We start from the raw sequence: 24,226 nt of genomic DNA on the forward strand, positions 1-24,226 counted from the left end.
CTCAGAGGTGGATGGCAGGTCCGGTCCGGACGGTGAAGCTCGGTAGGTCGCCGAGCGCGACGGTCGCCTCGTAGGTGCGGTCGTACCCGGTTGCGCTGATGCGCCAGCCGTCCGGGGTGCGGCGGTAGCGGTCGGCGTAGAAGGCCGCCCCGATCAGCATGAACGAGAAGTCGGGAACGATGACCCGATCCTGTAGATACCAGCGGCCCGACGCCTCGTCGCCGTCGATGTCGATCTCCGGGTGGTCGACGCGATGCTCGGTGATCACCGCGGGCCCCACGTTGGTGCGCATGTATTCGACCAGTTCGTCACGATCCCCGAACTGCAGGCTCTCCCCGTAGTTTCCGGTCACATCCTTGGTGAGGGTGTCGGCAAAGGCGTCCCAGTCCTTGGTGTCGAGGGCACGCAGGTACCGGTACTTGAGGTTCTTGATCGCGGCGATGTCGTCGGCGAGGTCGGTCATAAGTCAACATCTACTGCGCGCAGCCGTGATCCGTGGCGGATTCAGCCCTTCTTCTTCGTCCCCGGGAGCACGCCCGCGTCGATGACGGCCTTGACGATCGGTCTCGTCCGCTCGACGAGGTCTGCGGCACCGTCCGATGACCAGAGCGATTCCCCGAGTGCGTCGGTGGTGGCCTCGATGTCGTCGTAGAGCGCCCCGCCGTCGGCGCTGAGGCGGTGGCCGTCGTCGGTCCGTTCGGCGAGCCCGGCCGCCACGAGCCGGTCGACGCCGGCCTCCCACTCGTCGTCGCACCAGCCGCGCGTGAGCTGAACGAGCTTACGGCCCAGGACGCGGCGTTTGACCGTCGGATCGGGGAGTTGTGCCTCGTGGAATGCGACGGCGTCGACACCGTGCAATCCGTTGAGGACGAGCGCAGCAATGTGGTTGTCCCCGCGCCACTCTCGGAGAACCGCGACCGCGTACCAGAGCGCTACGACGCTGGACTCGGGCGGCGTTGCGGTCGACCACCCGGCAGCCAGCGCCCGACCCCCGATCGGCAGTCCGACGGCGAGTTCTCGGTAACCGGCGGTCAGCTCGGTGATGGACGGATCGTCGGCGCCGTCGCCGAGGATGGCGCGTAGCTGCTCGTCGAGCATGGCGTCGCGTCGGGCGGCAACGCGATCGAGCCCGACGTCGAGCGCGGCGGTCCAGCTCTTCTCGATCAGTTCGGGAGCGAAGTTGTAGAACGTCGACGTCACGACGGCCGGGACACATGCGCCGAGCGGGGCGCCACGTGCACCGACGTAGAAGGCGTGCGGGTCGAGTCCGGTGTCGCGCTGGGCATCCCGCAACAGCGGGCTGAAGTAGGCGAGGACGTGAAACGGTTCAAGGGTTTCGTAGGCGCTGCGCGACGCGGTGGTATCTGACACGGTTTCCACAGTCGTCAAGACCGCTCACCGTGTCAACACCGTCGGGTCAGTCCGGCTCGTGGTCCCCGTCGCGGGTGGACCCCGGTTCGGTGCGCGGCGTCAGCCGGATCGGCATTCCGAACGGGTCGAGGGGGAGGCTGTCGATGTCGTCCTCGCGGGCCGACACGGCGGGTTCGGGTGCGTCTTCGCGGCCGCGCCGCCAGCCGCCTTTCATCGGCGGTGCCTCTCCGAAGTGATCGGGATCGCCCGAGCCGTACCAGGCCACCAGCACCGCTCCGATGACCGCGCCCACAAAGCCGACGATGGCCAGCCAGCCCAGTCCGGGTTGTGCGGTGTCACCCAGGAACAGCACTCCCACCAGGCTGGGGCCGGCGGTCTCACCGACGACGAGGACCGCGGTGACGCCGTTCACCGCTCCGAGTTGGAGGGCCACCGTCTGCACGAAGAACCCGGTGGCGCCGGCCACCGCGATCGTCCATGCAGCTGGATCTGTGATGAGTGCCACACCGTCGAACGGGTGCACGCCGTCGAGGACGCGGACGCAGATCGCGATGACGCCGAACAGGAACCCCGCGGCCGCGCCGCCGACGATCGCGCCGTGTCGGCCGAGGCGATACACACCGAAGAGCGCGAATGCGCAGAGCACCAGCGTGGCGAAGAACAGACCCCAGTGGAAGGCGCATTCCTCGCCGCCGCCGGTCTGATGCGACGACGACGCCCCCAGCAGACACAGCGACAGGACCACCAACCAGATAGCAATCCAGTCGCGGGTCTGTAGTGCGATGTTGAGCATGATCGTGCCGAGCAGCGCCGTCACCACGAGATTGGCGGACACGATGGTCTGCGACAGGAACAACGGCAGGAATCGGGCCGCGATCGCGCCGCCGGCGAAGCCGATGACGACCATCATCGTGCCGAGGATGAACGCCGGGTCGACGAATGTCGACATCGTCGACTGCAGCGTGGGTCCGCCCGCGGAATTGGTGTGGTCCTCGCCCTCCTCGCGTGCCTCGGTGGCCACGCGCCGAGCTCCGAGCGCGCGCAGCACCGTCGACATCCCATATGCCACCGCAGCCAGACACGCCGAGATGACACCGACCAGGAACATGACCCCACCTTCCGCTGTTACCCGAATACCCGCAGGTCATCGGCTACTGGGTCCCCACGCCCACCTATTCTCCCGGGTGCCCCCGACAAATCGGACACCGACGAGCAACCTAGCAACACAACGGCGAGCGCTGTACTGGATATTCCGCTGCCCTACATAATCTCTACACGCCCTCGGTCTACACTCGCCCCGGTGCACTCCTTCCAACGCGCGCACGAGCGGGATTCTCGACGCGTCCTGATCACTTTCGGCCGGTCATTCCTCACCCTGGAGCTGGCGCGGTTGCTGGCGGCCGGTGGCCATCGCGTCACCCTCGTGGACAGCATTCCGATCGGCGTCGGGCGCTTCTCCAATGCGGTGTCGTCGTTTCATCGAGTGCCGCCACCGAAGTTCGCTCCTCGCGAGTACTGTCACGCGCTGGCCCGGATCGTCGAGGCCGAGAAGATCGACCTGCTGATCCCGATCCACGAGGAAACCGACATCATCGCGATGATGACCGACATCTTCGGCCCTGAATGTCAGTTGTTCCTTTCGGATTTCGAGCTCGAGAACCGTCTTCACCACAAGTACGAGTTCCAGCGATTCCTCACCGAGCGTGGAATCCCGACCCGCAAGTACGCCCAGGTGATCGGCCCGGAAGATGTTCCGGGACTGGACTTCACGGCCCCATTCGCGCTGAAGAAGGTGTACTCACGCGGATCTCAGAAGGTACACAAGGTGATTCCCGGTGAACCGCTGACCTGGCTCGAGCACGACGCCGACAACCCGTGGATCGCACAGGAATGGGCGTCGGGGGACAAGTACTGCACCTACTCGGTCTGCCACGAAGGCCGCGTCCGCGCCCACGCGACCTATCCGGTGGACTATGCGATCGACGGCAGTTCGTGCCTCAACTTCACGTCGGCGCGGCACGAGGGAATCTTCTCGTGGGTCACCGATTTCGTGGCCGACATCGGTTTCACCGGGCAGATCGGCTTCGACTTCATCGAAGACGAGAATGGACTGTTCTGCATCGAGTGCAATCCCCGCGCGACGAGCGGCATCATGATGTTCTCGCCACACAATCGCGTCGACCGCGCCTTCTTCGACGACGACCCGGACGCACCCGTCATCGAGCCCGACGCCGACGTCAACCGGATGATCGGCCTCGGCATGCTGCTCTACGGCTGGCGTCGAGCAGGACGGGGGGACAACACGATTCGTCAGTTCTGGCGAGACTTCCGGTCATCCGACGACGTGATCACCTGCCGCGGCGACGAGAAGCCGGCCATCATGTTGCCCATCGCCTATGCGGGCATCCTGCGGAGCTGCTTCCGCTACAAGGTCGGTCTGGCAGAAGGATTCATGCACGACCACGAGTGGGATGGTCATCGGATCTGACCTCGACGCGCCGACCGGCCACGTGCACCTCGGCTATCGCGGGCTCGCGCAGTCCCATGAGCAGCGCGAACAAGAGCTGATCGCGCGCATGGTCCGGATCGTCGGAGCGGATCCCGCGTTCGATGGTCGCGGCCAGGGGTGGCCAGCGGTCGGGCTCGATCACCAGGAAGTCGGCATCCTTGCCGACGTCGAAGTTGCCGAACCGGTCCTCCATGTCGAGGGCGCGGGCCCCGGCGAGAGTGCCGGTGAACAGTAGTTCGGCCGGGTGTAGCGAGACGCTGGCATCGCCCGGCTCGGTGATGTGGACCTTGAAGGCGTCCGACAGCACCCGCGAGATCAGCCACTCGTCACCGGCGCCCACATCGGTGCCCGCGGCCACGGTCACCCCGGCGGCGATCGTCCGCTTCCACGGCATCGTTCCCGAGCCCAGGAACAGTTGGGAGACAGGGCAATGCGCGATCGAGGTGCCGGTCTGCGCCATCCGGGCGAGTTCATCGTCGGTGCAGTGCACCGCGTGCGCCATGATGGTGCGACGCCCGAGAAGTCCGGGGCCACCGACCACCGAGCCGGGCAGGAACTTGCCGTCGTAGGTGTCGAGGTACGACTCGACGCCGAAAAGTGCTTTGACCGTGTCGATTTCACCAGTTCCCGGCCGGTTGTTCTCGTTGAGATGGCTGTGCACGTAGACACCGCGATCGCGCACGTCGTCGTAGAGCTCCCCGAGGCTCCGCAGGGTGTGGGTGGTGACCGAGAGCGAAAACCGCGGTACCACAGCCACTTGCAACCGTGCTGTGCTCGGATCGCCCGTGTCGGCGCAATGCCAGCGGGCAATCTCCTCGGCGGTCAACGCGATCGCGTCGGATTCGGAAGTGATGAGGGAGGCGGCGGTCTCGGGGCCGGCGGTCTGAATACCGCGGCCGCTGACGATGCGAAGCCCCGCACTCTGCGTCTCGGTGAACAGCGCGTTCTGCGCGGCCGGGAAGGCGGAACCGAAGACCATCGCGGCCGTGGTTCCCGAAGCGATCCGGCGGGCGGTGAAGTCGCGTGCCGCCTGTTGCGCGAACTCCGGATCGGCCAGTCGTGCTTCCGCGGGGAAGATGCAGTTGTTGAGCCACTCCAGAAGCTGGCCGCCGCCATACGCGTCGGTCGAATAGACCTGTGGGAAGTGGATGTGGGTGTCGATGAATCCGGGCATCAGAAATGCGGAGCCGTGATCGATCACCACCTCGCCGGGCAGTTTCGGCCGCTCGGCGCGCGGACCGCAATACTCGATGGCCCCGGTGTCGGACACCACGAGTGCGCCGTCGGGCAATTCGACGAGCGCATCGGCGGCCAGGTCGACCGTTGGTGACCCGGCGATGTGGAAGATGTGCCCGAGGTGCGTCGTACTCACTCGAACCACACAAGCACAGGTTGGGCCGTTCGGCTCGACGGGAGACAACCACGGTGAGGGGAGTAGACTCCCCGGCATGAAACGCAGGATTTCGCTGAGTGTCGCCACTGTGGCCGCCGCGTTCGGGCTGGCCCTCGCCGCTCCGGCCGTTGCGTCTGCGTCCCCGGTCGATCAGGCTCCGGCCCCGACACCGGCCGTGGGTTCGCTGTCGATCTGCTTCGGCGTGCCGATCGGACCGGTCAGCATCTCCATCTGCATCTGACCTCGACGTCGGACCAGTGGCTGAGCGCTACTCAGCTCGCCGACTCCCGTTGCCCGGTGGTGTGGATGACCACCACCTCTGGACTCCATGGCACCAGATCGTCGACCGTCTGTTGCAGCGTGTTCACCGGTGGTAGTTCTCCTGGCGCAAGCACACTCACGGTCACCGTCTGGCCACTCCAGCTCACACCGGTGACCTCGGCGTTGGTTGCGCCGCCGTCCTCGAGCCACGACGTGGTGGCCGTCGCAACTTGCCTGGCCCACAACGACGTCAGCGAATTGATCACCATCGGAACTATGACGACGACCAGTGCCACCGCCAGGACCAGATACGCGCGTCGCGCCGGATGTCGTTGGCCCTCAGGGGCTTCCGCGACTGCCTCACGACCGTAACTGGCGACCGTGAGGACGAGGACCCCGGTGATGACCATGGCCACCACGTTCGATGCGAACAGGACGAAAGCGCCGAGCGCCAACGACGGTGCCCCCGAACCGAGGCAGACACCCACCACGCCGAGCGGCGGTACGAGCGAGATCGCGATGGCGACGCCGGGCAGCACGTCGCCGACGTCGCGGCGGGTGATGGCGATTGCCCCGGCAAACCCGGTCGCGATCGCGGCGAGCAGGTCGACCAGCGTGGGCGACGTCCGTCCGAGGACCTGCGAGTTCGACAGCACGTTGGTCGGATTCGGCAGCAGTTGCGACATCACCACACCGAGGAGCGTCACGAGCACCACGCCCGCCAACACGTAGCCGACGCTGTGCAGGATCAACCGACCGCGGGCGGTGACGATGCCGAGGCCGATACCGAGAATCGGCGTGGACAGTGGTGCGACGATCATCGCCCCGATGACCGTGGCGGTGCTGTCGGCGACCACACCCGACACCGCGATGATCCCGGACAACGTGAGCATGATCCAGAATGCGGACCGCTTCGAGGACTTGTCGCCGACCGAGAAATCGAGCCGGTCGGTCAGCTCATCGAGCGTTCGACGCTGTGTCGGCGGGATGAGTGCGGACAAGAACACGGCCATACCGAAAGTATGGTGTTTCACCAGCCCTTCGCGTCGTAGGCTCTCCACGTGACCTCGACAACCGACACCGTCGATGCAGGAACCGCGCCCCCCAAGGCGAAGCTGGTGCTGACCGCACTGATCCTTGTCGCGGGCGTCGCCAACATCAACCTCGCCGTCGCCAACGTCGCACTCCCGGACATCGGCAAAGAGCTCGACGCCAGTTCGACCCAGCTCAACCTGATCGCCGTCGGCTATTCGCTGGGTCTGGCGTCGTCGGTGTTGTATTTCGGAGCGCTGGGCGACCGGTACGGCCGCAAGCTGATGGTCCTCATCGGTATGAGTCTCACCATTCCGGCATCGTTGGTCGCCGGTTTGGCCGGCAATTTCGAGGTGCTGTTCGGGGCGCGTTTCGTCGGCGGAATCGCCGCCGGTCTCGCCTTCCCGACCACGTTGGCGGTGATCACTGCGCTCTGGTCTGGGCCGCAACGCACCAAGGCCATTGCTGCGTGGTCGGCGATCGGCGGGGCGATCTCGGCGATGGGGCCGCTGCTGTCGGGTGCGCTGCTCGAGGTCTTCGACTGGGGTTCGGTGTTCTTGGTGACCTTGCCGCTGGCGTTGGTCGCGCTGGTCGCGGCCTGGCGACTGATTCCCTCCGACGGTGGCGACGACGCCGCGCCCGTGGACAATCTCGGTGGCGTGGTGTCGGTACTCATGGTCGGCGCCTTGGTGCTCGGGTTGAACTTCGCGCCGGATGCCGACATGCGGACCCTGGTGCTGATCCTCTTCGCCATCGCCGTCATCGCCGTGGTGGTGTTTGTGTACCGCCAGCTTCACGTGCGGGTTCCGCTGTTCGACTTGAGAATTGCATCCCGGCGCACCTTCTGGGTGGCTGCGGTGGGTGGCCTCATCGTGTTCGGCACCCTGATGGGCGCGATGTTCATCGGCCAGCAGTTCATGCAGAACGTGCTCGGCTATTCGACGCTGGCTTCGGGTGCGACGATCCTCGTCGGCGCCGCGGCCATGATCGTCGCCGCGCCTCGGTCGGCAAAGCTGGTGGAGGCCAAGGGCTCCCGGTTCACGCTGCTGTGCGGCTACACCTCCTGCATCATCGGTCTGCTGTTCGCGATGCTCACGTGGGACGAGAACGCCCAGTTCTGGCATGTCGGTACGGTGTACCTGTTCGTCGGCCTTGGTGTCGGATTGGCCGGCACCCCGGCGTCGCGGTCGTTGACCGGCTCGGTGCCCGTCCAGCGCGCGGGTATGGCGTCGAGCATGTCCGACCTGCAACGCGACCTCGGCGGCGCCATCCTGCAGTCCATCCTGGGTGCGATTCTCACTGCGGGATACGCGAAGTCGCTGACCGAACAGATCTCCGACTCGCCGAATGCCGACCAGGTGACCAGCCAGACCGAGGCCGCGCTGACCAAGTCGTTCTCCAGCGCCGAGGTACTGGCGGAACGATATCCGCAGTATCAGGATCAGATCATCACTGCGGCGCGCGACGCGTTTGTGCACGGCGATACCCGGGCCTACGGCGCGGCAGTGCTCATCGTGTTCGCCGGCGCCCTGGTGATGTTCTTCGGCTACCCCAAGCACGACCAGGAACGCGAAGCGATGAAAAAGTATGCGGCAGAGCGTCTGTCAGAAGGCGCAGCCGACTGACCCTCGGTCCGCCCAGCTCCTCCCGGAGGCCAGAAGCCAGCGAATAGTACTGCCTTCGGCCTCCTGAACTGCGGAAATCTGTTCCAGGGAGCCCAGTCACATGCCCAGTGCACGTGGTCGGGCTGAGGCGTACAGATACCCGACGGGGGGTGGCGATGTGTTCCTGTGGTCCTACCGGGTTGCCGCAGCAGTTGGCGTCTGAAACGGTCGCCGTGACGTGTCTCCGAGGGCAATATGCCCTCGGCGGCACCTGAGGAGGACCGCTTCGGACGCGCCCGCTCTTTCCCGCCTCCACGATCGCCGACGACGTCGGCGGGTGGTCGCTGATCCGAAGAGATTGGCAACCGGCTCGCTGACCTGGGGAAATGCCGAAGCCCTCGCCGTGGTTGTCCCACCAAGAGTAGGGGAAGAACTTCTTCCCCGGGGTTCACAGTCGTCCCCTAGAAATATCTGGGGGAGGACTCCAAGAGTAGGGGAGGAGTTTCTTCCCCTACTTTTCGGGACGTCGGCAGATCGACGGCGTTGCCGGCGGCCAGATGGCTGGGGCCGATCGACGTGGTGTCCGAAACGGTCGCCGTGACGTGTCTCCGAGGGCAATATGCCCTCGGCGGCACCTGAGGAGGACCGCTTCGGACGCGCCCGCTCTTTCTGTGCTCGACGACGATGTTCCGAGTCCGAGGCACGTCGTCGGCGTGTCGCGACGAGTCCTCTGTCGGTTCAGGGAGTATCAAAGGCCGCCAACAACATTCGCGCTGCCGTCGCGATGAGGGCATCGCGGTCGGCGTGCGGCGGGCGCAGCAGTGCGATGCGCAGGCACATGCTCGCGGTGGCGCCCATCGTGATGAACACCAGATCGTCGATGGCGGCGTCGTCGAGGTCGGGACGCAGCCGCATCGGGATGATGCGGGCCAGCGGGAGCAGCGGCGCCTCGACCTCCGCCCATGCGTCGCCGAGCTCGGTGTCCTGCGCGGCGACCGACGCTCGCAGGACCGCGCCGTGCTTCTCGAAGGCCGAGGTGAGAGTTTCCACGACGGTGATCATCGCGGCCATCGGCTCAGCATCCATCGCGCGGCCGATGCCCGACGCCAGGGTCGCGGTGATGTCGTGCACCGCGGCGAGTCGCAACTCCTCGATGATGGCGTCCATGTCGGCGAAGTATCGGTAGACGGTTCCGATGCTCACGTGCGCCTTCTTGGCGAGTTGCGCGGTGGTCGGCCGGGCGGCATCTGCGGTGAGCATCTCCAGCGCATAAGTGAGCAGTTGCTGTCTCATCTGCCGTGACCGGTCTTGACTGGGCACCTTTCGTGCTTTCTGAACAGGTACATTGCTGCTGTCGCGTACTCCCACAAAAAGTGAATAGTAAGTGAGGATTCCTCGTGTTTCCATAGAATCATGGATCGACAGCCCCCTTTGGATCTGGTCAACGTCGCACTCGCGCGTCAGCGGTACGGTGACGCGGGCCGTCACTGGCTCGACGCGATGTGGCAGGCCGACGACCTCGCCGACGCCGTCGTCGCCGACGTCTACTCCGGTGGATCGGCAACGGCCGCCGTGCGAGCGGCCCTCGACGGTGGGATCGAAACGGTCGACGACGCCCCGGCCTCGCTGCGTGCGCTGTTCGCGACGCTGGACGTCGAACCCGAGTGGCTCGACCACGATCGCCTCGACCGTGCCGCCGACGCCCTCATCCGGCACACCGCGGCGCTTGGCATCGTGCTCGGTGCGGCGTCACTGGTCCGCGGTGCGGGCAATACCATCGCCGGCAAACCTCTCGCCGTCACCGGACGCTATGTGTCGCAGCCGGCGATTCGTTCGGTCGAGGTGGGTGAATGGCTGCGTCAGGTACTCACGCCGGGTGGAATGCGCAGAGGGGGAGCGGGATTCGCCTACACGGTGCGGGTGCGCGTCATCCACGCGCATGTCCGTCTGATGTTGTGGCGCAGCGGCGAGTGGGACGAGAGCGCTTGGGGAGTGCCCATTCCGCAGCCGTACATGGCGTTCACCATGGCCGAGTTCGGCCACATCGCGATCGATGCCATGGAGAAGCTGGGTGTGCGCTTCTCCGATCGCGAACTCGACGACATCTATCACCTGTGGCGCTATGTGGGGCGCGTGGTCGGGATGAGCGAGGAACTCAACCCGGCGTGCGAGGCCGATCATGTTCGCATCGAAGAGCTTTACCGATTGACCTCGCCTGGACCGGGCCCGGACGACCGTGCCTTCGTGGCCGCACTCACCGACGACTACCTGGTCCCCGAACTTGCCAACGTGCTACCCGGATCGTCGAAGATGCGTCAGGCCAACGCATCTCGACTGATCGCAGGACTCCAGCGAGTGTTCATCGGCGATCACGACGCCGACGCGCTCGGCATCACCGACGATCCGCTCGCCAAGGTGCTGGCGCGGGTCGGACCGGTTCTGTCCCTTGTACAGCCGATGCGCACCATTGCCTTCGGTGGTCGCGCGCGACTGACTGCGCGCGCCTACCGCATCCGCGACGCGGAGATGACACGGATGCGGTCGGCCTACGATGTCACTCACGACCTGGTCGACGCCGATCCGCACTGAATCGCCGAGGGCGGCAACCACAACGGTCGCCGTGAGGTGCCGCCGAGGGAAATATGCCCTCGGCGGCACCTCAGGCGGACCGTTGTAGACGGTTACTCGCCGGCGCACACCTGACACGCGACCCTAGGCCGTCACCGGACGCAGGCAATAGCCGATCGACGACGGCTGCTTGAACGACCACTTGGTCTGCTCCGTCGTGCAGGACACGGATTCGTCTGCGCGGGTGACCGATTGGGCGACGATTGTCGAGTCCTTGGCGGTGGTTCCGCAGCGACCTTGCGGTAGTCCACCAGACTCCCACCCGAGAGTGGGATCTGGTAGCACGACGTGGTCTCGAAATTGGGTGTCATGCACAGCTTCTTGTCGCCGTCGGCAAAGGTGAGTGTTGACGTGTTCTTGCTTCCGCACTGCGCGTTCTCGGAGATGATCTCGGCCGCGTAGAACGACAGTCCGTCGGTGGTGTCGCAGTCGACCTTGGTCGCCTTGACCTTTCCGCCGTCGAGGCTGTCGCCGATCTGCAGACACTCGCCGATCGAGATGTCGTCGGAGTTCTCGACGGCGTCATCGTCGCCGATGCTGAAGCTGCACGCGGCCACAAGGGCGAACGACATGCAGGCCAGCGTGACGGCGCCGCTACGGGCGAGTCGCCACATCGGCCGCGGCGAGCGCGGCGCGTCGTCGATGTAGGTGATCGCCTCGGATGTGGTGTCGGTGTTCATGGTGGGTCCTTTCGGTGTGGTGTTGCCGAAAGGATCGCTGGCGTCGCTTGGAGACAACTTGAGATCTGCTTGTGCGCGTGCGTGAGCGTTCCGCGGAACGCCCTTCCGCCGCTACTCAGTCACCCATCGACGCGTCGATGGCTTGCAGTTGCTCGGCGCGGACGTCGCGGAGTACGGCGAGGGTGGCGGTGACGGCGAGATCGCAGGCGGCGTCGATGTCGGCGCCGTCGACAAACAGCGCGCGATGGGCGACGTCGAGGCTCATCACCAGCAGCAACGACGCGAGGGTATCGGCGCTGGCCGCGATGTGCGCGCCGCGTTCCGCATAATTCTTGCGCAGCCGTGCCGCGATCCGCGGCTCAAGCGCCGCGTAGAGGCGGCGCCCGGCCGGGTCGTCCTGATCCTCCCGGTGGCCGATGAGGAGCCGCAGACCATCGGGGTTGCGTCGGGCGTATTCGAACAGCGATTCCACGGTGTAGCGCGCGCGGGCGCCGTACTGCATCTCTTCGCTCTCGTCGTACACGGCGAACATGAAGGTGGTGAACTTGTCGAGTTCTCGCTCGATAACCCGGGTGACCAGCGCGTCCCGCGACCCGAAATGGGCGTACAGGGTGACCCGGGTGGTGTCTCCGCGTTCGGCGATCATGTCCATCGTCGATCGTTCGGCCCCGACTTCGGCGATGACGCCACACGCGGCATCGAGCAGTTCGTCATCGGTCGGGCGGTTACGTGTGCTGCGATGGGGCACCGGTCACCTCCAGACCGTGGATCGAGGTGTGCTGACGCGTGCCATTTGCCCATGATGCAGGCGATCGCAGGACCCTGCCACTTCGGTATCGCACGCTCAACTCCGCGACAGCGACTCGTCGAGGGCCCGCAACTGTTCGGGACGGACCTCCCGCAGGACGGCGAGTACGGCGGTCACCGCGAGTTCGCTCGCCGCGTCGATGTCGGCGCCGGTGACGAAGAGCGCACGGTGGGCGACGTCGAGCACCATCCCGAGCAGCAGCGACGCGAGCGCATTGGCACCGGCGCCGATGTCGGCGCCGACCTCCGCGTAGTTCTGTCGAAGCCTCGAGGCGATCTTCGGTTCCAACGCCGCATAGATACGACGGCCCGGGGTGTCGTCGCGACCGTCGCGGTGGCCGAGAAGAACGCGCAGGCCGACGGGGTTGTTGCGGGCGTAGTCGAACAGTGCCTCCACCGTGTAGCGCGCGCGTGGGCCGTGCTGCATGCCGTCGCTGTTGTCGTACACGCCGAACATGTAGCCCGCGAAGGCGACGAACTCCCGCTCGATCACTTTCTCGACCAACGCATCTCGCGAACCGAAGTGGGCATACAGGGTCACCCGGGTGGTGCCACCCCGATCGGCGATCATGTCCATCGTGGTGCGTTCGGCACCGACCTCACCGATGACTTCTGCTGCAGCCGTGAGCAACTCGTCATCAGTAGGCCTGTTCCGCGTACTTCGGTGACTTCCCCCGTCGCTTCGCTCGCCCCGGCCGCTCTCCGCTCTGGCCACGCTGCCTCCTGCGGGTTGGTCGACTCGGTCCTGGTGGTGTGTCTCAGAAATTGGTAACTAGTCTCCGGCGTTCGATCGACGCCTGGCTGCGTTGTCGTCGGTCACGATAGCGCCGCTATCACTCTCTCCTCCGCCTGGCCAGATCGCCGATCGCTCCACCGGATACTGGTCACCACTTTCCGAGACACACCACTAGCGGCCGAAGTAGGCGTCCTCGACGCGGTCGCGGTTGGCCTTGAGCTCACTCGCCGACGCCGACAACGCGACCCGCCCGTGGTGTAACACCACCGCGGAATCGGCAATGCCGAGTGCGAGATCGATGTGTTGCTCGACGAGGACAACGGCCATGTTGTGGTCATCGGCGATGGCGCGCAGCCGTGGCAACAGATCCTGCACCGCGATGGGCGACAGGCCGAGACTCATCTCGTCGATGAGCAGGACCTGCGGTCCGGTGAGCAGTGCCTTCGCGAGTGCAAGCATCTGCTGCTCACCGCCCGACAGGTTGCCGCAGCGTCGTGACCGCATCGTCTTCAGCTTGGGAAAATAGTCGAACACGGCGTCGATCTCCATGCCGCCCTTGCGCTTGGCGAGTCGCAGGTTGTCGGAGACCGAGAGGCGGTGGAAGACGCCGCGGGTGTCGGGGACCAGAGTGATGCCGCGTCGAGCGTTGCGTTCGATCCGCCGATCGATGGGCTCGCCGAGCGCACGCACATCGCCGGCCATCAACGGCAGTGCCCCGACCGCAGCCAGCAGCGTGGTGGTCTTTCCCGACCCATTGGGACCCAGCAGAGCGAGAATCTCGCCGCGCCGGACCGAGGCGCTGAGACCGCGCACCGCTGGGACGCCACCGTATCCGACGGTGATGTCGGACAACTCGAGTCCTGTTGCCTCACTCATTATTTGCCTGCCTCTGCTTCGCTTTCGGCGCCGGTGATACTCGGCCCGCTCGCTTCGCTCCCGGCGCCGGTGATATTCGGCCCGCTCGCTTCGCTCCCGGCGCCGGTGATATTCGGCCCGCTCGCTTCGCTCCCGGCGCCGGGCACGACGGTGCCGGTGCTCGCATCGACTTCCGGACTGCCGAGATACGCCGCGACCACCGCTTGATCGGCTTGGATCTCCGACGGTGTGCCGCTGGCGATGACGCGTCCGAAGTCGAGGACGTAGAGCCGGTGGCAGACGTCGAGCACCAGCGACATGTCGTGGTCGATCAACAGGATGCCGATGCCGGTGGCGGCGATACGGCGCAATTCCGCTCCGAATTCCACACTTTCGTGGGTGTCGAGTCCGGCGGCCGGTTCGTCGAGGAGCAGCAGGCGCGATCCGCCGACCAGCGCTCGGGCGACGCCGACCAGTTTCTGCTGACCGAGGGTGAGCTCGCCGGGTTTGCGTCCGGCGACGCCGTGCAAGCCGACGAGATCGAGTGCTTTGCTGATGGTGTCGGCGGGCGGCCTGGAGCCGTTGATGACGTCGGAAAGCATGGCACGCAATCCGACTGGCTGGATCGCTACCGCCAGATTCTGTTCGACGGTGAGGTCGGTGAACAGTTCGCCGGCCTGCCAGGTGCGGGCCATGCCGGCTCGACGACGGCGGTGGGGGCTGGCCTTCTCCAGTTGGGTTCCGTCGAGGGTGACCGTCCCGGACGCCTTGGTGAATCCGGTGACGGCGTCGACGAAGGTCGTTTTGCCTGCGCCGTTGGGTCCTATCAGCCCGACGATCTCGCCTGCACCGACGGTGATGGACACATCGGAGTTGGCAACCACACCACCGTATTTCACGGTGAGCGCGGTGGTGTCGAGAAGTGCTGCGTCAGACATGGGCACCTGCCTCGGAAGTGGTGGGCGTTCCCGAGGCATCCGGCGGCGGTGGGGCTTGCTGCGGTGGTTGCTCGGGATGGTGGCGGAAGTGTTCGACGACCTTGTGGACCGCGCCGGCCACACCTTCGGGATTCAGGACGGCCATCAGCAGCAGGCTTCCGGCCGCGAACACCTCGTAGTACTGACCGAGTTCGAGGGTCTGGTGCATGAAGACCCAGCCGATGCCGAGGGGGCCGATGATGCCGGCGATCACGGCGCCGGCAAACGAGGTGATGCCGCCGACATAGGTCATCGCCAGCAGGGTGAGCCCGATGATGACGGTGAACGATCCGCCGGAGATCTGCCCTTCCCGGTAACCGATGAGGCATCCGCCGATGCCGGCGAGGAATGCCGACAAGGCGAAACCGAGGAGTTTGGTTGCGGCGACGTTGATTCCGACCGAGGCGGCCGCTCGTTCGTTGGACCGCACCGCGAGGAATGCGCGGCCCGTCGAGCCACCCATGAACCGCAGCACGACGAGCGTGGCGATCGTGACGATGATGAGCACCAGGAAGGAGAACCGCAGGGTCAGAATCGTGGTGCCGTCGCGTGCGCCGAGATCGAGACCGAACAGTGCTGGGTCCTCGATGAGATTGCCCTTGAACGAGTCGGTGAGAGCCGGGTTGTTGAAGATGAAACTCTGGATCGCCAGTGCGGCAGCAAGAGTGACGACGGCGAGTTGCGCACCGCGGATACGGAGCGCGGGGATGCCGACGAGGATGCCCAGGAATGTCGCGATGAGCGCGGCGAGAATCATGTCGAAGGGGAACGGCACATTCCAGTTGGTGGTGATCTTCGAGAGCGCGAATCCGGCGGCACCGGCGAATGCCATACTCGCCAGCGAGATCTGGCCGAGATAGCCGGTGAGCAGCACCAGCGAGAGCGCGATCAGCGACAGGATGATCGACGTGGTGACACCGATCCGCCACGACCCGTCGGTCATCACGATCGCGACGACAGCGATCGCGAGGATGACGATCGTGTGGATGGGACGGATCCGCGGAATGCGCACGGCGGGCAACCGTACTTCGCCCAGCGAACCGCGCGACGGGATCCGACCGCCCATCGCGAACAGGGCGACGATGATGACGACGAACGGGACGGCATCCCCGATCCCGGATTGCGCCCAGTCCGGCCACCAGTCCTTGGTGGTCAGCCAGGCGATGACCGATTGGAACGACCCGAGTACGAGTCCGGTGGCGCAGGCGACACCGAACGAGGTGAGTCGGCCCAGCAGCGCGACGGCCAGTGCCGGGATGACGAAGAACGTGTAGGTGGTGACGGTCAGCCCGATGGTCGGAGCGGACAGAATGGCGATGAGACCGGTTGCGGCGCCGGTGATTCCCCAGACGATGCCGGCCAGTCGGTCTGGCGAGAAACCGGTGAGCCGGGTGGCGAGTTCGTCCTCGGAACCGGCCCGCGTTGCGACCCCCCACGTCGTCAGCCGGAAGTAGGCCCAGAAGAGTGCCGCGATCACGATGGCGACGCCCGCCAAGATGAGGTCCGACACATTGATCACGGTGTCGCCCAGGTGAATGGTGTTCTTGGGCAGGATGTCGTCGGCTTCGAGATCCTCGATGTCGAAGCGCAGCTGAACGAGTGCTTGCAGGAAGAGCATCAGGCCGACCGATGCGACCACCTGAGCCAGCACGGGGGCGCGCCGCAGCGGTCGGAACACCAGGAAGTGCGCGAGCAGCGCCCAGATGATGGCGCTCAGAATGCCGATGGCGATCGCCAATCCCATTGGCGTGGGGTGCTTTGCGGTGCCCAGGTACAGCGTGCCGATGGGTAGGACGAGGCTACCGTCGGTGCGGAGTGCGGCAACGACGTACACCGAGTACAGTCCGATCGCGCCCTGGGCGAAGTTGATGATCCCGGTGGCGGCGTACACGCCGACCAAAGATGTTGCGAGTACCGCGTAAATGGCGCCCAAGGCGAAGCCGAGGACGGCGAATTGCAGCAGCTGACCCATGCTTGTCACTCATTCGTTCTTGCCACAGAGGGTGGCGGGACTTGACGATGATCGCGGCCGGGCAGGGCGAGGGTCGCCCCACCCGGCCGCGATGAGAAATCGGTCGGAACCGATCTGACTACGCTGCGCCGGGGATCTTGGCCAGCGCGGCGGGCAACGGGGTGATGAAGCCGCCGGTGACCGGTTGGGTCTTGTTGTTGGCGACCACGTCGAACAGCAGCATCTCGGTGGTGCAGTTCGGCGAGGTGGCCTTACCGCAGTTGGCCAGCTTGGGTCCCAGGAAACTCTGGTAGTCCTTGACGGCCTTCAGGGCGGTGAGCACGACGGGCCCGGTGATGTCGGTGACCTTGGCGGCGTTCAGGATGTTCGCGAAGTCGGCCAGGATCGAGAAGGTGCCGTATCCGTAGAAGCCGGCATTGCCTTCCTGGTTGTCGATGAACTTCTGCGCGGTCGCCAGGTTGGTCTTGGCCGGCTCCGGCGCCGAATCAGCTGACGGCGGCTGCCAGATCGGCGAATACGTCTGTGCGCCAACGGCTTGGTCGCCGAGTTCACTGATGAAGTCGGTACATGCGGCCAGGAAGATGGTGCCCTTGTAGTTGATCGAACGCAGCGATTCGGCCAGCTTGGTGCAGGTGGAGTCCATCGGGGAGGTCATCAGACCGGTCGCAGCCGGATTGCCGTCGGCCAGCGTCGATGCCAGCTGAGTGAAGTTGGGGCCGGTTGCCGGGTAGTAGATGGCGTCGACCTTGATGCCGAGGAGCGCACCCATCGGCTTGAGTAGCTGGTCGAACACCACGTGAGCTTCCGGCAGATCGGCATTCGCGAGCTTCAGCGAGGTCTTGCCTGCCGCCTTCAGCTGCTGCATGAATCCGACGAGGAATGCCGCCGGCGGCGGTCCGAAGTACACGCGGTTCGCCGTCTGGGCGCCGGTGGTCAGGTTGAACGGGATCTGCCCGACGAGGGGGATACCCGCGGCCGTCAGTGTTTTCAGCGCCGCGGCCGACTGCGTGTTGTACGCGTCGATGGCGGCTACCACGCCCTGCTCCTGGAACTGGGTGGCGCAGGCGCTGGTCGATTCGGGGCTGGCCTGGTCGATGCCACAGTCGACGATCTCGATCGGTCGGCCGTTGATGCCGCCGATCTGGTTGTTGATGTAGTCGACGGCCGCGTTCTTGCCCACGGTCACACCGGGCTGCGGAACCGCTCCCAGACTGGGATTGAAAAGGCCGATCTTGATGGCATCACCGGACGCCTTGGTGCCGTTCTCGGCTGCGGAACCACCGCTGTCATCGTCCTGACTACAGGCTGCGAACGACAAGACGCAGGCCGCGGCCACGGCCATCGCGGCAACTCGACGGGCTCTCCAACGCATGAATGGTGCCTTTCCACTCTGATTCCGGGCACGACGAATCAGCCCGGCGGGGCTACAAGAAATTGGGTTGGATTTCGCCGTCCGCCCAGCTAGACGACGCTGGCGGTCGGTGAGCCCAGACCGGATGTGATGTGGGCCACTCGAAAAATAGCCCGCCCTTACGCGCGTGTCAAGCTGTTTGTCCAAATTCGATGGCGGGTGGTTTCGGGCCCCTTCAGGGCTTTTTCTGGGTCAATTGTCCGCTCGCGGTTGCTCATCGATTTCCGGCCGGATGCCGCCGTAAATCCCACGGTGAACAATCCACGGCCACAGCACTGTCTTGATCGACCAGCCGGGGAAGCGAAAGGCGCGGCCGTTGGGTGCGAACACCTCGAGTCCGTCGGGCTGCGGTCCGAGGACAGATCCCCACCGGCGCCGAGGCGGCCGGTACTCGCGCAGCCGCCGTCCGGCCAGATGTGCGCGCACATTGTGGGCGACGAGGCGGTCGGCACGATTGCGTGCGGACGACCGCAGCGGGTCGGTCGCGGCGACGTCGCCGACCGCGAACACGTTGGGATGACCGGGAACTCGAAGGTCCGCGTCGACCTTGACGAAGCCGTCGTCGTCGAGGAGATCGGCGGGCAGCCATCCGGTGTTGGGCTGAGTCCGGCCGATCGCCCAGACGATTGCGTCCGCCGTTGCCGGCGACTGGCCGGTGGTCCACTCGATGGTTCCGGAGTCGATGTGATCGAGTGGCCCGCCGGTGGGGATCACCGCGCGATGCCCCGGATGCATCCGAACCCCAGCAGCGGCCAGACGCCGGCGGACCCGCGACCACGTTCGCCGGTGATGGCCGGTGAGTGCGGTGTCATGCGGGAAGTACAGGTCGACGGTCTTCTCCGGCCAGCCGAGGGCGATGTTGGCTGCCGCGCTCACGGCCGACGCCCCACCGCCCACCACCGCAACCGACGCGGCGTCTCGAATACGCCGATGGTTCTCGCTCAGTTGGTCTTTCACGGCTTGTGCCGTCTGGAGATCCGGGTTGCGCCAGAATCCGTTTCGGGCGCCCGTGGCAATGATCGCGACGTCGAATCGCTCGACGCGGTGTTCGTCGTCGGGCCCGACGAGTTCGATTGTGCGAGAGCCCAGATCGATTCCGACGACCGATGCGCGGATGATGGTCGCCTTGTCGAGCCGGCGGTAGCGGCCGTAGTCGACGTCGTACTCACGCGACCACTCCTGGGGCCGGGCCAACCGCATCCCGAGTTCCTGCCCACTCACGAGGCCCTCCTTGGTGGAGATCCCGACCACCTCGACATGCGGCGAAAGGTGTATGGCGCACAGGGTTCCGGTGTCGCCGAGCCCGACGATCACCACGCGTGCGGTCACGTGTTCAGGCCTCGACCCGATTGCGTGGCGGTCGGGGCAGAAACACCGACACCCGGGCGACGACATCGGCGTAGGCGGGCCGGCGGTCGAGGCTGCGCTGTTCCATCATCGGGATGCTCGCGCCCAGGAACATGGCGAGCATGGCGGCCGCGCCCGCGAACATCCACCACCAACTGGTCGGCGCAACCGCGATTCCGAACAACGCCAACGCAACCCAGAAGGAGAACTCGCCGAAGTAATTCGGATGCCGAGACCAGCTCCAGACTCCGCGGTCCATCACGGCTCCCTCGGTCGCCGAGCGGGTGAAGCTCTGCAACTGCCGGTCGGCGACAGTTTCGAGCGTGATCGCCGCACCGCCGACGGCAAACGCCACCCAGGTCAACCACCCGATCTCGTCGGCGGAATGCGTCACGGCCACATAGACGGGCAGCATGCCGAGAAACACTTGCAGCGTCGGAATCACATGGATGGCAACGAGATCCACGACGAACTCACCTCGTCCGGCGCGGGCGCGCAGCATCGGATAGCGCCAGTCCTCGTGATGCAGGCCGGGGAACGTGCGCACCCAATTGGCGGTCAGGCGTATCGCCCAGACGAAGACGATGATCGCGACCAGCCAGCAATGCACCGCGTCGAGGCCGGCATCGCCGCGTGCCCACCAGAACACCAGCAGCAGCGGCGGGATGACGCTCCAATAGGCGTCGTAGAAGCTCGAATTGTGGTGCACTCGACTGAATCCGAAGATCAGAATGGTGGCCAACAGGTCGGCGATCAGCGTGTCCAGCCAGAGTTGTCCGGTCTCTGGTCCCCACAGCAACCACGCGAGCCCGACGGCAACGGCGACCACATAGGCGAGGCTGATCCTTTGAAATGCTGACGATCTCGACACCACTGGAACCCTATAGCCACTCCGTGGTCACGCGTCGGCGAATTCGCGCGCAACTGAAGCAACGTCGCGCAGCTGGCCCGGGTCTGCGTCGGTCGGGATGAGAACGACCTCGTCGGTGCCGATCTCGGCGAACGCCTGCAGGGTCTGGGCAAGCTGCGCGGGCGTTCCGGCGAAGCCGGTGGTCGGTGCCATCGCGTCGACGAAGTCGGCCGGAATCCAGTTCATGTAGTGGCGCAGGTGTCGGTGTATCTGTGTGCGGGGTATCTGGGCGCGGGCCCGATCCTCGTCGCCGAGGGCGAACCAGAACGAGGTGGCCAGGTGCGGGTGCGGCTTGTCGAGTTCGGACCAGGATCGCAGTGCGACGTCGAAGAGTTGGCGCTGCTGGCCGACATCGAGGTCCAGGGTGACCCCGGCGACCCCCGACGCCCAGTGCGATGCGCTGCGAATCGTTCGGGGTCCCGTGGTTCCGACATGCAGTTCGGGGCCGCCGGGTCGCGTCGTCGGTGGGCCGACCGGGCGGACCGAGTCGGTGACGTGTTCGCCTGCCCACACCCGGCGCATGATCTCGACGGCGTCGGCCATTCCGCGCATGGTCTGGGTGGCAACGTCCGCGCCGACGGCTCGGTAGTCCTCGTGCCGTCCGCCCACGCCGAGACCCACCGTCAGTCTTCCGTCGCACAGCATGTCGCCGGTCGCCAGTGCTTTGGCGAGCATCACGGGGTCGTGGAGTTGTGGCACCACAACCGTGGTGACGAGCCGAACGCGATGCGTCCAGGCGGCCAACGCCCCCAAGAGGGTGAGCGCATCGGGATTGTCGAAGGCTATGCGCTCTCCCCAGCACAGTGACGAGAACGGACCCGCGTCGATGGTCTCGGCCCACGTGCGCAGGAGTGTCGCGTCGAGGCCGGGTTCCATCACCGGCATTGTCATCCCGATCTGCATGTGTGCGAGTCGGTCAGCGCTGTCGATTCGGCGCGCCGGCCACGAGTTCGATGTCGACCACATCCGGATAGAACGCCACGTGCCCGGCGATCTCCGACACGGCTGCATGTGGCTCGTCGTAATACCAAACCTTGTTGTCCCGCAAGGTGTCAGCGTCGGTGCGCAGTCCGTGGTAGTGCGCCACACCCTTGTACGGGCAGTAGGTGGTGTGCGCGCTTGCTGTGAGTAGATCCGCGCCGACCGCGTCCCGGGGGATGTAGTACACCGGGGGATAGGACGACTCCTGCAACACCAGGGCGGCGTCGGTGACCGCGACGACAGTGTCCCCGGCCGTCACGCGGACGGTTCCCGGTGCGGGCGAGATGGTGATCGGATGGCGCGCATCCGGAATGAGTACTTGACGGTCGGTCATGGCGGGTCCCTTCGGCATACAGCGGCCACCCGCCCGAGCGTACGCCCGAGCGGGTGGCTGTTGCGGAGGGATTCACACAGAGGGATCACGCAGCCACGTGGACCGCGTTCTGGGTTTCGTCACCCATGTCGGATGCCTTCAGGCGCATCATGAACACTGCGACGATCAGTGCCAGGACGAAGAAGCCTGCGCCCCAATAGAATGCGACGTCGTAGCTGTAGATGCTCGCTTCCTTGAAGGCGGCCGAACCGATCGGGGCCTGGCTTCCGGGGTGGCGGGCCAGAACCTGCGCGACGATGGTGGACAGGAGTGCGAGACCCACCGAGCCGCCGATCTGCTGGCCGGTGTTGAGCAGCGCACTGGCCACGCCGGCGTCGCGCTCCTCGATGCGATGCAGGGCCACCGACTGCATCGAGACAAAGATCAGTCCCATGCCGCCGGCGATCAGCACCTCGGCGGGCAGGACATTCACGAGCCATGTGCTGTCGGAGTCGAGTTGCGCGAGGTAGAGCAGTCCGACGATGCCGAGCACGGTGCCGGTGATGGTCGGGATGCGCGGCCCGATCCGTGGCAGAAGCGAACTCGCGATACCGGCGGCGACGATGATCGCGGCCGGGAACGGGAGAAAGGCGATCCCCGCGTCGAGTGGCTTGTAGCCCAACGTGTTCTGCATGTAGTAGCTCAAGAACATGAACACCGCGAACATCGGGATCGGGATGATCAGCGACAGCAGATAGGCGCCTCCACGATTGATCTCACCCGGAATCCGCAGCGGCAGAAGTGGATTGGCCGATCGGCTCTCGATGAAGACAAAGGCCGACAACAGGGTTGCGGAGAGCACGAACAAAGTGATCGTCGACGCCGACGACCAGCCGGCTTCCGCCGCCCGGGTGAAGCCGTACACCAGGCTGATCAGGCCGAGGGTGGCAGTGAATGCGCCGGGGAGGTCGTAACCGCGCCCGCGAGTAGCGGGCAGGTCGCGGGCAACGAGGACCACCGCGCCGACCGCCGCGATCACCGCGATCGGAGCGTTCACCAGCAACGTCCACCGCCACGAGAGGTACTCCGTGAGGGCGCCGCCGGCGATCAGGCCGATGGCCGCGCCGCCGCCGGACACCGCGGCATACACGGCGAATGCCCGTGCACGTTCCTTCTGTTCGACGAAGGTGACGGTGATCAGTGACAGTGCTGCCGGAGCGAGGATCGCGGCGAACGCCCCCTGCAGGGCGCGGCCGCCGAAGAACGACACGCTGTCCCAGGCCAGTCCGGCCAAGGCGGACGATGCCGCGAAGCCGACCAGGCCGATGAGGAACATGCGTCGTCGGCCCAGGTAGTCGGCGAGGCGGCCACCGAGCAGCAGCATTCCGCCGAAGATCAGGGTGTATGCCGTCATCGCCCACTGACGGTTGGCGTCGGAGATCTCGAGGTCGACCTGGGCGAACGGGAGGGCGATGGTGACGATCGTGGCGTCGAGCACCACCATCAGCTGGGCGAGGGCGATGACGCCCAGCGCCCACCATCGGCGATTGGAGTGGTCGATGACGACGTCGTCGTCGATCCGTGGTTCGGGTGGGGATGCTTGCAGGACTTGAGTTTCCGTCATGGTGACACCTGAGGTCGTGAGGGGATCGTGCTGCGTACCTTCCAAATAATGGCAGAGTCAGACAGAAGTCGTCAAGAGACAAATCGCAGAGCAAGACAATTGGCATCAGGTGCTACAATCCGGACCATGATGTGCGCGAAGGGTCAACCCGGCCTGCGGGAACGCAAGAAGATGCAGACCCGCTCGGCGTTGATCTCCGCCGCGCTCGAGCTGTGTGACCAGCAAGGATTCGACGCGACGACCGTCGAGCAGATCGCGGATTCCGTCGACATCTCGCCGCGGACGTTCAACCGCTACTTCGCCACCAAGGAGGACGTGGTTCTCGGACCGATCGAGGAACTCGTGACCGCCGTCGTTGCTGCCCTCGACGCACAGCCGAAGACGGGCAACGAGCTCGACGCACTGTGCGCGGCCCATGTGCAGGTGTTCGAAGAGGCGGCGAGCCAGGACCCGCCGTCTCCGCTGTTCGAACAGTTCATGGTGATGAACCGAATTGTCGCTGCCTCTCCCGCCGTCCGTGCGCGCAGCGTGGAGATGGGGGAGTGGAAGACGCAGGCCATCCGCAGCAAGGTGGCCCAGCGCATGGGTCTCGCCGACGACGACATGCGTGTCCGCGTCGTCATGTCCACCTACGGCGCGCTGATGCAACTCGCGATGGACCAGTGGGATATGAGCGGTGACGCCGACAGCGGTGTGGTGATGCTCGACTGCGCCAAGTCGATCAAGGCAACTTATGCGACATTTCGGGAGATGGTGCCCGGCAGTCACTAGGTGACGGCCGGTCGTGCGAAGCGCTCGGCGGACTCGCATCAAGT

At 65.5% G+C, this 24,226-nt stretch carries 23 protein-coding genes; 5 read left to right on the forward strand and 18 right to left on the reverse strand.

From position 1 onward, the window contains the following. Position 1: 1 nt before the first annotated feature. Genes MKW15_RS18255 through MKW15_RS18265 form a run of 3 tightly spaced genes read right to left on the reverse strand, consistent with a single transcriptional unit; the run spans position 2 to position 2,479 of the window. Entirely contained in the window at positions 2–463 is a 462-nt protein-coding gene (locus MKW15_RS18255) for a nuclear transport factor 2 family protein (RefSeq protein ID WP_240860637.1), read from the reverse strand. 41 nt (positions 464–504) lie between these two features. Beyond that, the gene (locus tag MKW15_RS18260) at positions 505–1,380 is read right to left on the reverse strand and encodes an SCO6745 family protein (protein ID WP_240860693.1); all 876 of its coding nucleotides are present in this window, start codon (positions 1,378–1,380) and stop codon (positions 505–507) included. A 37-nt stretch (positions 1,381–1,417) separates the two neighbouring features. After that, positions 1,418–2,479, reverse strand: coding sequence for an EamA/RhaT family transporter (locus MKW15_RS18265; protein ID WP_240860639.1), 1,062 nt, complete (start codon positions 2,477–2,479; stop codon positions 1,418–1,420). Between the two features lie 192 nt (positions 2,480–2,671). Here MKW15_RS18265 and MKW15_RS18270 point away from each other — a divergent pair, with 192 nt between their 5' ends. Then, the gene (locus MKW15_RS18270; RefSeq protein ID WP_240860640.1) at positions 2,672–3,859 is read left to right on the forward strand and encodes an ATP-grasp domain-containing protein; all 1,188 of its coding nucleotides are present in this window, start codon (positions 2,672–2,674) and stop codon (positions 3,857–3,859) included. On the opposite strand, the gene MKW15_RS18275 is transcribed toward MKW15_RS18270, so the two are convergent. Next, entirely contained in the window at positions 3,822–5,252 is a 1,431-nt protein-coding gene (locus tag MKW15_RS18275) for an amidohydrolase family protein (RefSeq protein WP_240860643.1), read from the reverse strand. The genes MKW15_RS18270 and MKW15_RS18275 overlap by 38 nt on opposite strands. 76 nt (positions 5,253–5,328) lie before the next feature. Here MKW15_RS18275 and MKW15_RS18280 point away from each other — a divergent pair, with 76 nt between their 5' ends. Continuing rightward, entirely contained in the window at positions 5,329–5,514 is a 186-nt protein-coding gene (locus tag MKW15_RS18280) for a hypothetical protein (protein WP_240860645.1), read from the forward strand. Positions 5,515–5,545: 31 nt separating this feature from the next. Here the strand turns inward: MKW15_RS18280 and MKW15_RS18285 are convergent, their stop codons facing one another. After that, positions 5,546–6,547: a TIGR00341 family protein gene (locus tag MKW15_RS18285; protein ID WP_240860646.1), complete on the reverse strand. Its 1,002-nt coding sequence runs from the start codon at positions 6,545–6,547 to the stop codon at positions 5,546–5,548. A 48-nt stretch (positions 6,548–6,595) separates the two neighbouring features. Here MKW15_RS18285 and MKW15_RS18290 point away from each other — a divergent pair, with 48 nt between their 5' ends. After that, a complete protein-coding gene (locus MKW15_RS18290) occupies positions 6,596–8,191 on the forward strand; it encodes an MFS transporter (RefSeq protein WP_240860647.1) in 1,596 nt (531 codons plus the stop codon). A gap of 717 nt (positions 8,192–8,908) precedes the next feature. Here MKW15_RS18290 and MKW15_RS18295 read toward each other — a convergent pair. After that, complete coding sequence (locus tag MKW15_RS18295) at positions 8,909–9,463, reverse strand: TetR/AcrR family transcriptional regulator (RefSeq protein ID WP_240860648.1); 555 nt, start codon at positions 9,461–9,463, stop codon at positions 8,909–8,911. A 120-nt stretch (positions 9,464–9,583) separates the two neighbouring features. Between MKW15_RS18295 and MKW15_RS18300 the strand changes: the two genes are divergently transcribed. Beyond that, complete coding sequence (locus tag MKW15_RS18300) at positions 9,584–10,759, forward strand: oxygenase MpaB family protein (protein ID WP_240860649.1); 1,176 nt, start codon at positions 9,584–9,586, stop codon at positions 10,757–10,759. 131 nt (positions 10,760–10,890) lie between these two features. Here the strand turns inward: MKW15_RS18300 and MKW15_RS18305 are convergent, their stop codons facing one another. The 12 genes from MKW15_RS18305 to MKW15_RS18360 all read right to left on the reverse strand — a co-directional run bounded on the left by MKW15_RS18305 (position 10,891) and on the right by MKW15_RS18360 (position 23,411). Beyond that, positions 10,891–11,478: a pyridine nucleotide-disulfide oxidoreductase gene (locus MKW15_RS18305; RefSeq protein ID WP_240860650.1), complete on the reverse strand. Its 588-nt coding sequence runs from the start codon at positions 11,476–11,478 to the stop codon at positions 10,891–10,893. Between the two features lie 115 nt (positions 11,479–11,593). Beyond that, on the reverse strand, positions 11,594–12,226 hold the full coding sequence (locus MKW15_RS18310) for a TetR/AcrR family transcriptional regulator (protein WP_240860652.1): 633 nt from the start codon (positions 12,224–12,226) through the stop codon (positions 11,594–11,596). A 96-nt stretch (positions 12,227–12,322) separates the two neighbouring features. Then, positions 12,323–12,916: a TetR/AcrR family transcriptional regulator gene (locus MKW15_RS18315; RefSeq protein ID WP_276615155.1), complete on the reverse strand. Its 594-nt coding sequence runs from the start codon at positions 12,914–12,916 to the stop codon at positions 12,323–12,325. Between the two features lie 276 nt (positions 12,917–13,192). Next, on the reverse strand, positions 13,193–13,897 hold the full coding sequence (locus tag MKW15_RS18320; RefSeq protein WP_240860656.1) for an ABC transporter ATP-binding protein: 705 nt from the start codon (positions 13,895–13,897) through the stop codon (positions 13,193–13,195). After that, positions 13,897–14,814, reverse strand: coding sequence for an ABC transporter ATP-binding protein (locus tag MKW15_RS18325; RefSeq protein ID WP_240860657.1), 918 nt, complete (start codon positions 14,812–14,814; stop codon positions 13,897–13,899). Before MKW15_RS18325 ends, MKW15_RS18320 begins: the two co-directional genes overlap by 1 nt. Then, positions 14,807–16,825 carry an ABC transporter permease gene (locus tag MKW15_RS18330; RefSeq protein WP_240860658.1) on the reverse strand — a complete coding sequence of 673 codons (2,019 nt, stop codon included), beginning with the start codon at positions 16,823–16,825 and terminating at the stop codon, positions 14,807–14,809. Before MKW15_RS18330 ends, MKW15_RS18325 begins: the two co-directional genes overlap by 8 nt. A gap of 118 nt (positions 16,826–16,943) precedes the next feature. Beyond that, a complete protein-coding gene (locus tag MKW15_RS18335) occupies positions 16,944–18,197 on the reverse strand; it encodes an ABC transporter substrate-binding protein (RefSeq protein ID WP_240860659.1) in 1,254 nt (417 codons plus the stop codon). Between the two features lie 231 nt (positions 18,198–18,428). Continuing rightward, positions 18,429–19,565: an FAD-dependent oxidoreductase gene (locus MKW15_RS18340; RefSeq protein WP_240860660.1), complete on the reverse strand. Its 1,137-nt coding sequence runs from the start codon at positions 19,563–19,565 to the stop codon at positions 18,429–18,431. Positions 19,566–19,569: 4 nt separating this feature from the next. Further along, positions 19,570–20,454: a DUF1295 domain-containing protein gene (locus MKW15_RS18345; protein WP_240860661.1), complete on the reverse strand. Its 885-nt coding sequence runs from the start codon at positions 20,452–20,454 to the stop codon at positions 19,570–19,572. A gap of 27 nt (positions 20,455–20,481) precedes the next feature. Further along, positions 20,482–21,396: an LLM class flavin-dependent oxidoreductase gene (locus MKW15_RS18350; RefSeq protein WP_240860663.1), complete on the reverse strand. Its 915-nt coding sequence runs from the start codon at positions 21,394–21,396 to the stop codon at positions 20,482–20,484. 13 nt (positions 21,397–21,409) lie between these two features. After that, positions 21,410–21,808: a DUF427 domain-containing protein gene (locus MKW15_RS18355; RefSeq protein ID WP_240860665.1), complete on the reverse strand. Its 399-nt coding sequence runs from the start codon at positions 21,806–21,808 to the stop codon at positions 21,410–21,412. An 85-nt stretch (positions 21,809–21,893) separates the two neighbouring features. Continuing rightward, positions 21,894–23,411 carry an MFS transporter gene (locus MKW15_RS18360; protein WP_240860667.1) on the reverse strand — a complete coding sequence of 506 codons (1,518 nt, stop codon included), beginning with the start codon at positions 23,409–23,411 and terminating at the stop codon, positions 21,894–21,896. A gap of 126 nt (positions 23,412–23,537) precedes the next feature. On the opposite strand from MKW15_RS18360, the gene MKW15_RS18365 reads away from it, so the two are divergent. After that, a complete protein-coding gene (locus tag MKW15_RS18365; protein ID WP_240860668.1) occupies positions 23,538–24,182 on the forward strand; it encodes a TetR family transcriptional regulator in 645 nt (214 codons plus the stop codon). Positions 24,183–24,226 lie beyond the last annotated feature (44 nt).

This window comes from Gordonia gummivorans, from assembly GCF_022513585.1.
Lineage (GTDB): Bacteria > Actinomycetota > Actinomycetes > Mycobacteriales > Mycobacteriaceae > Gordonia.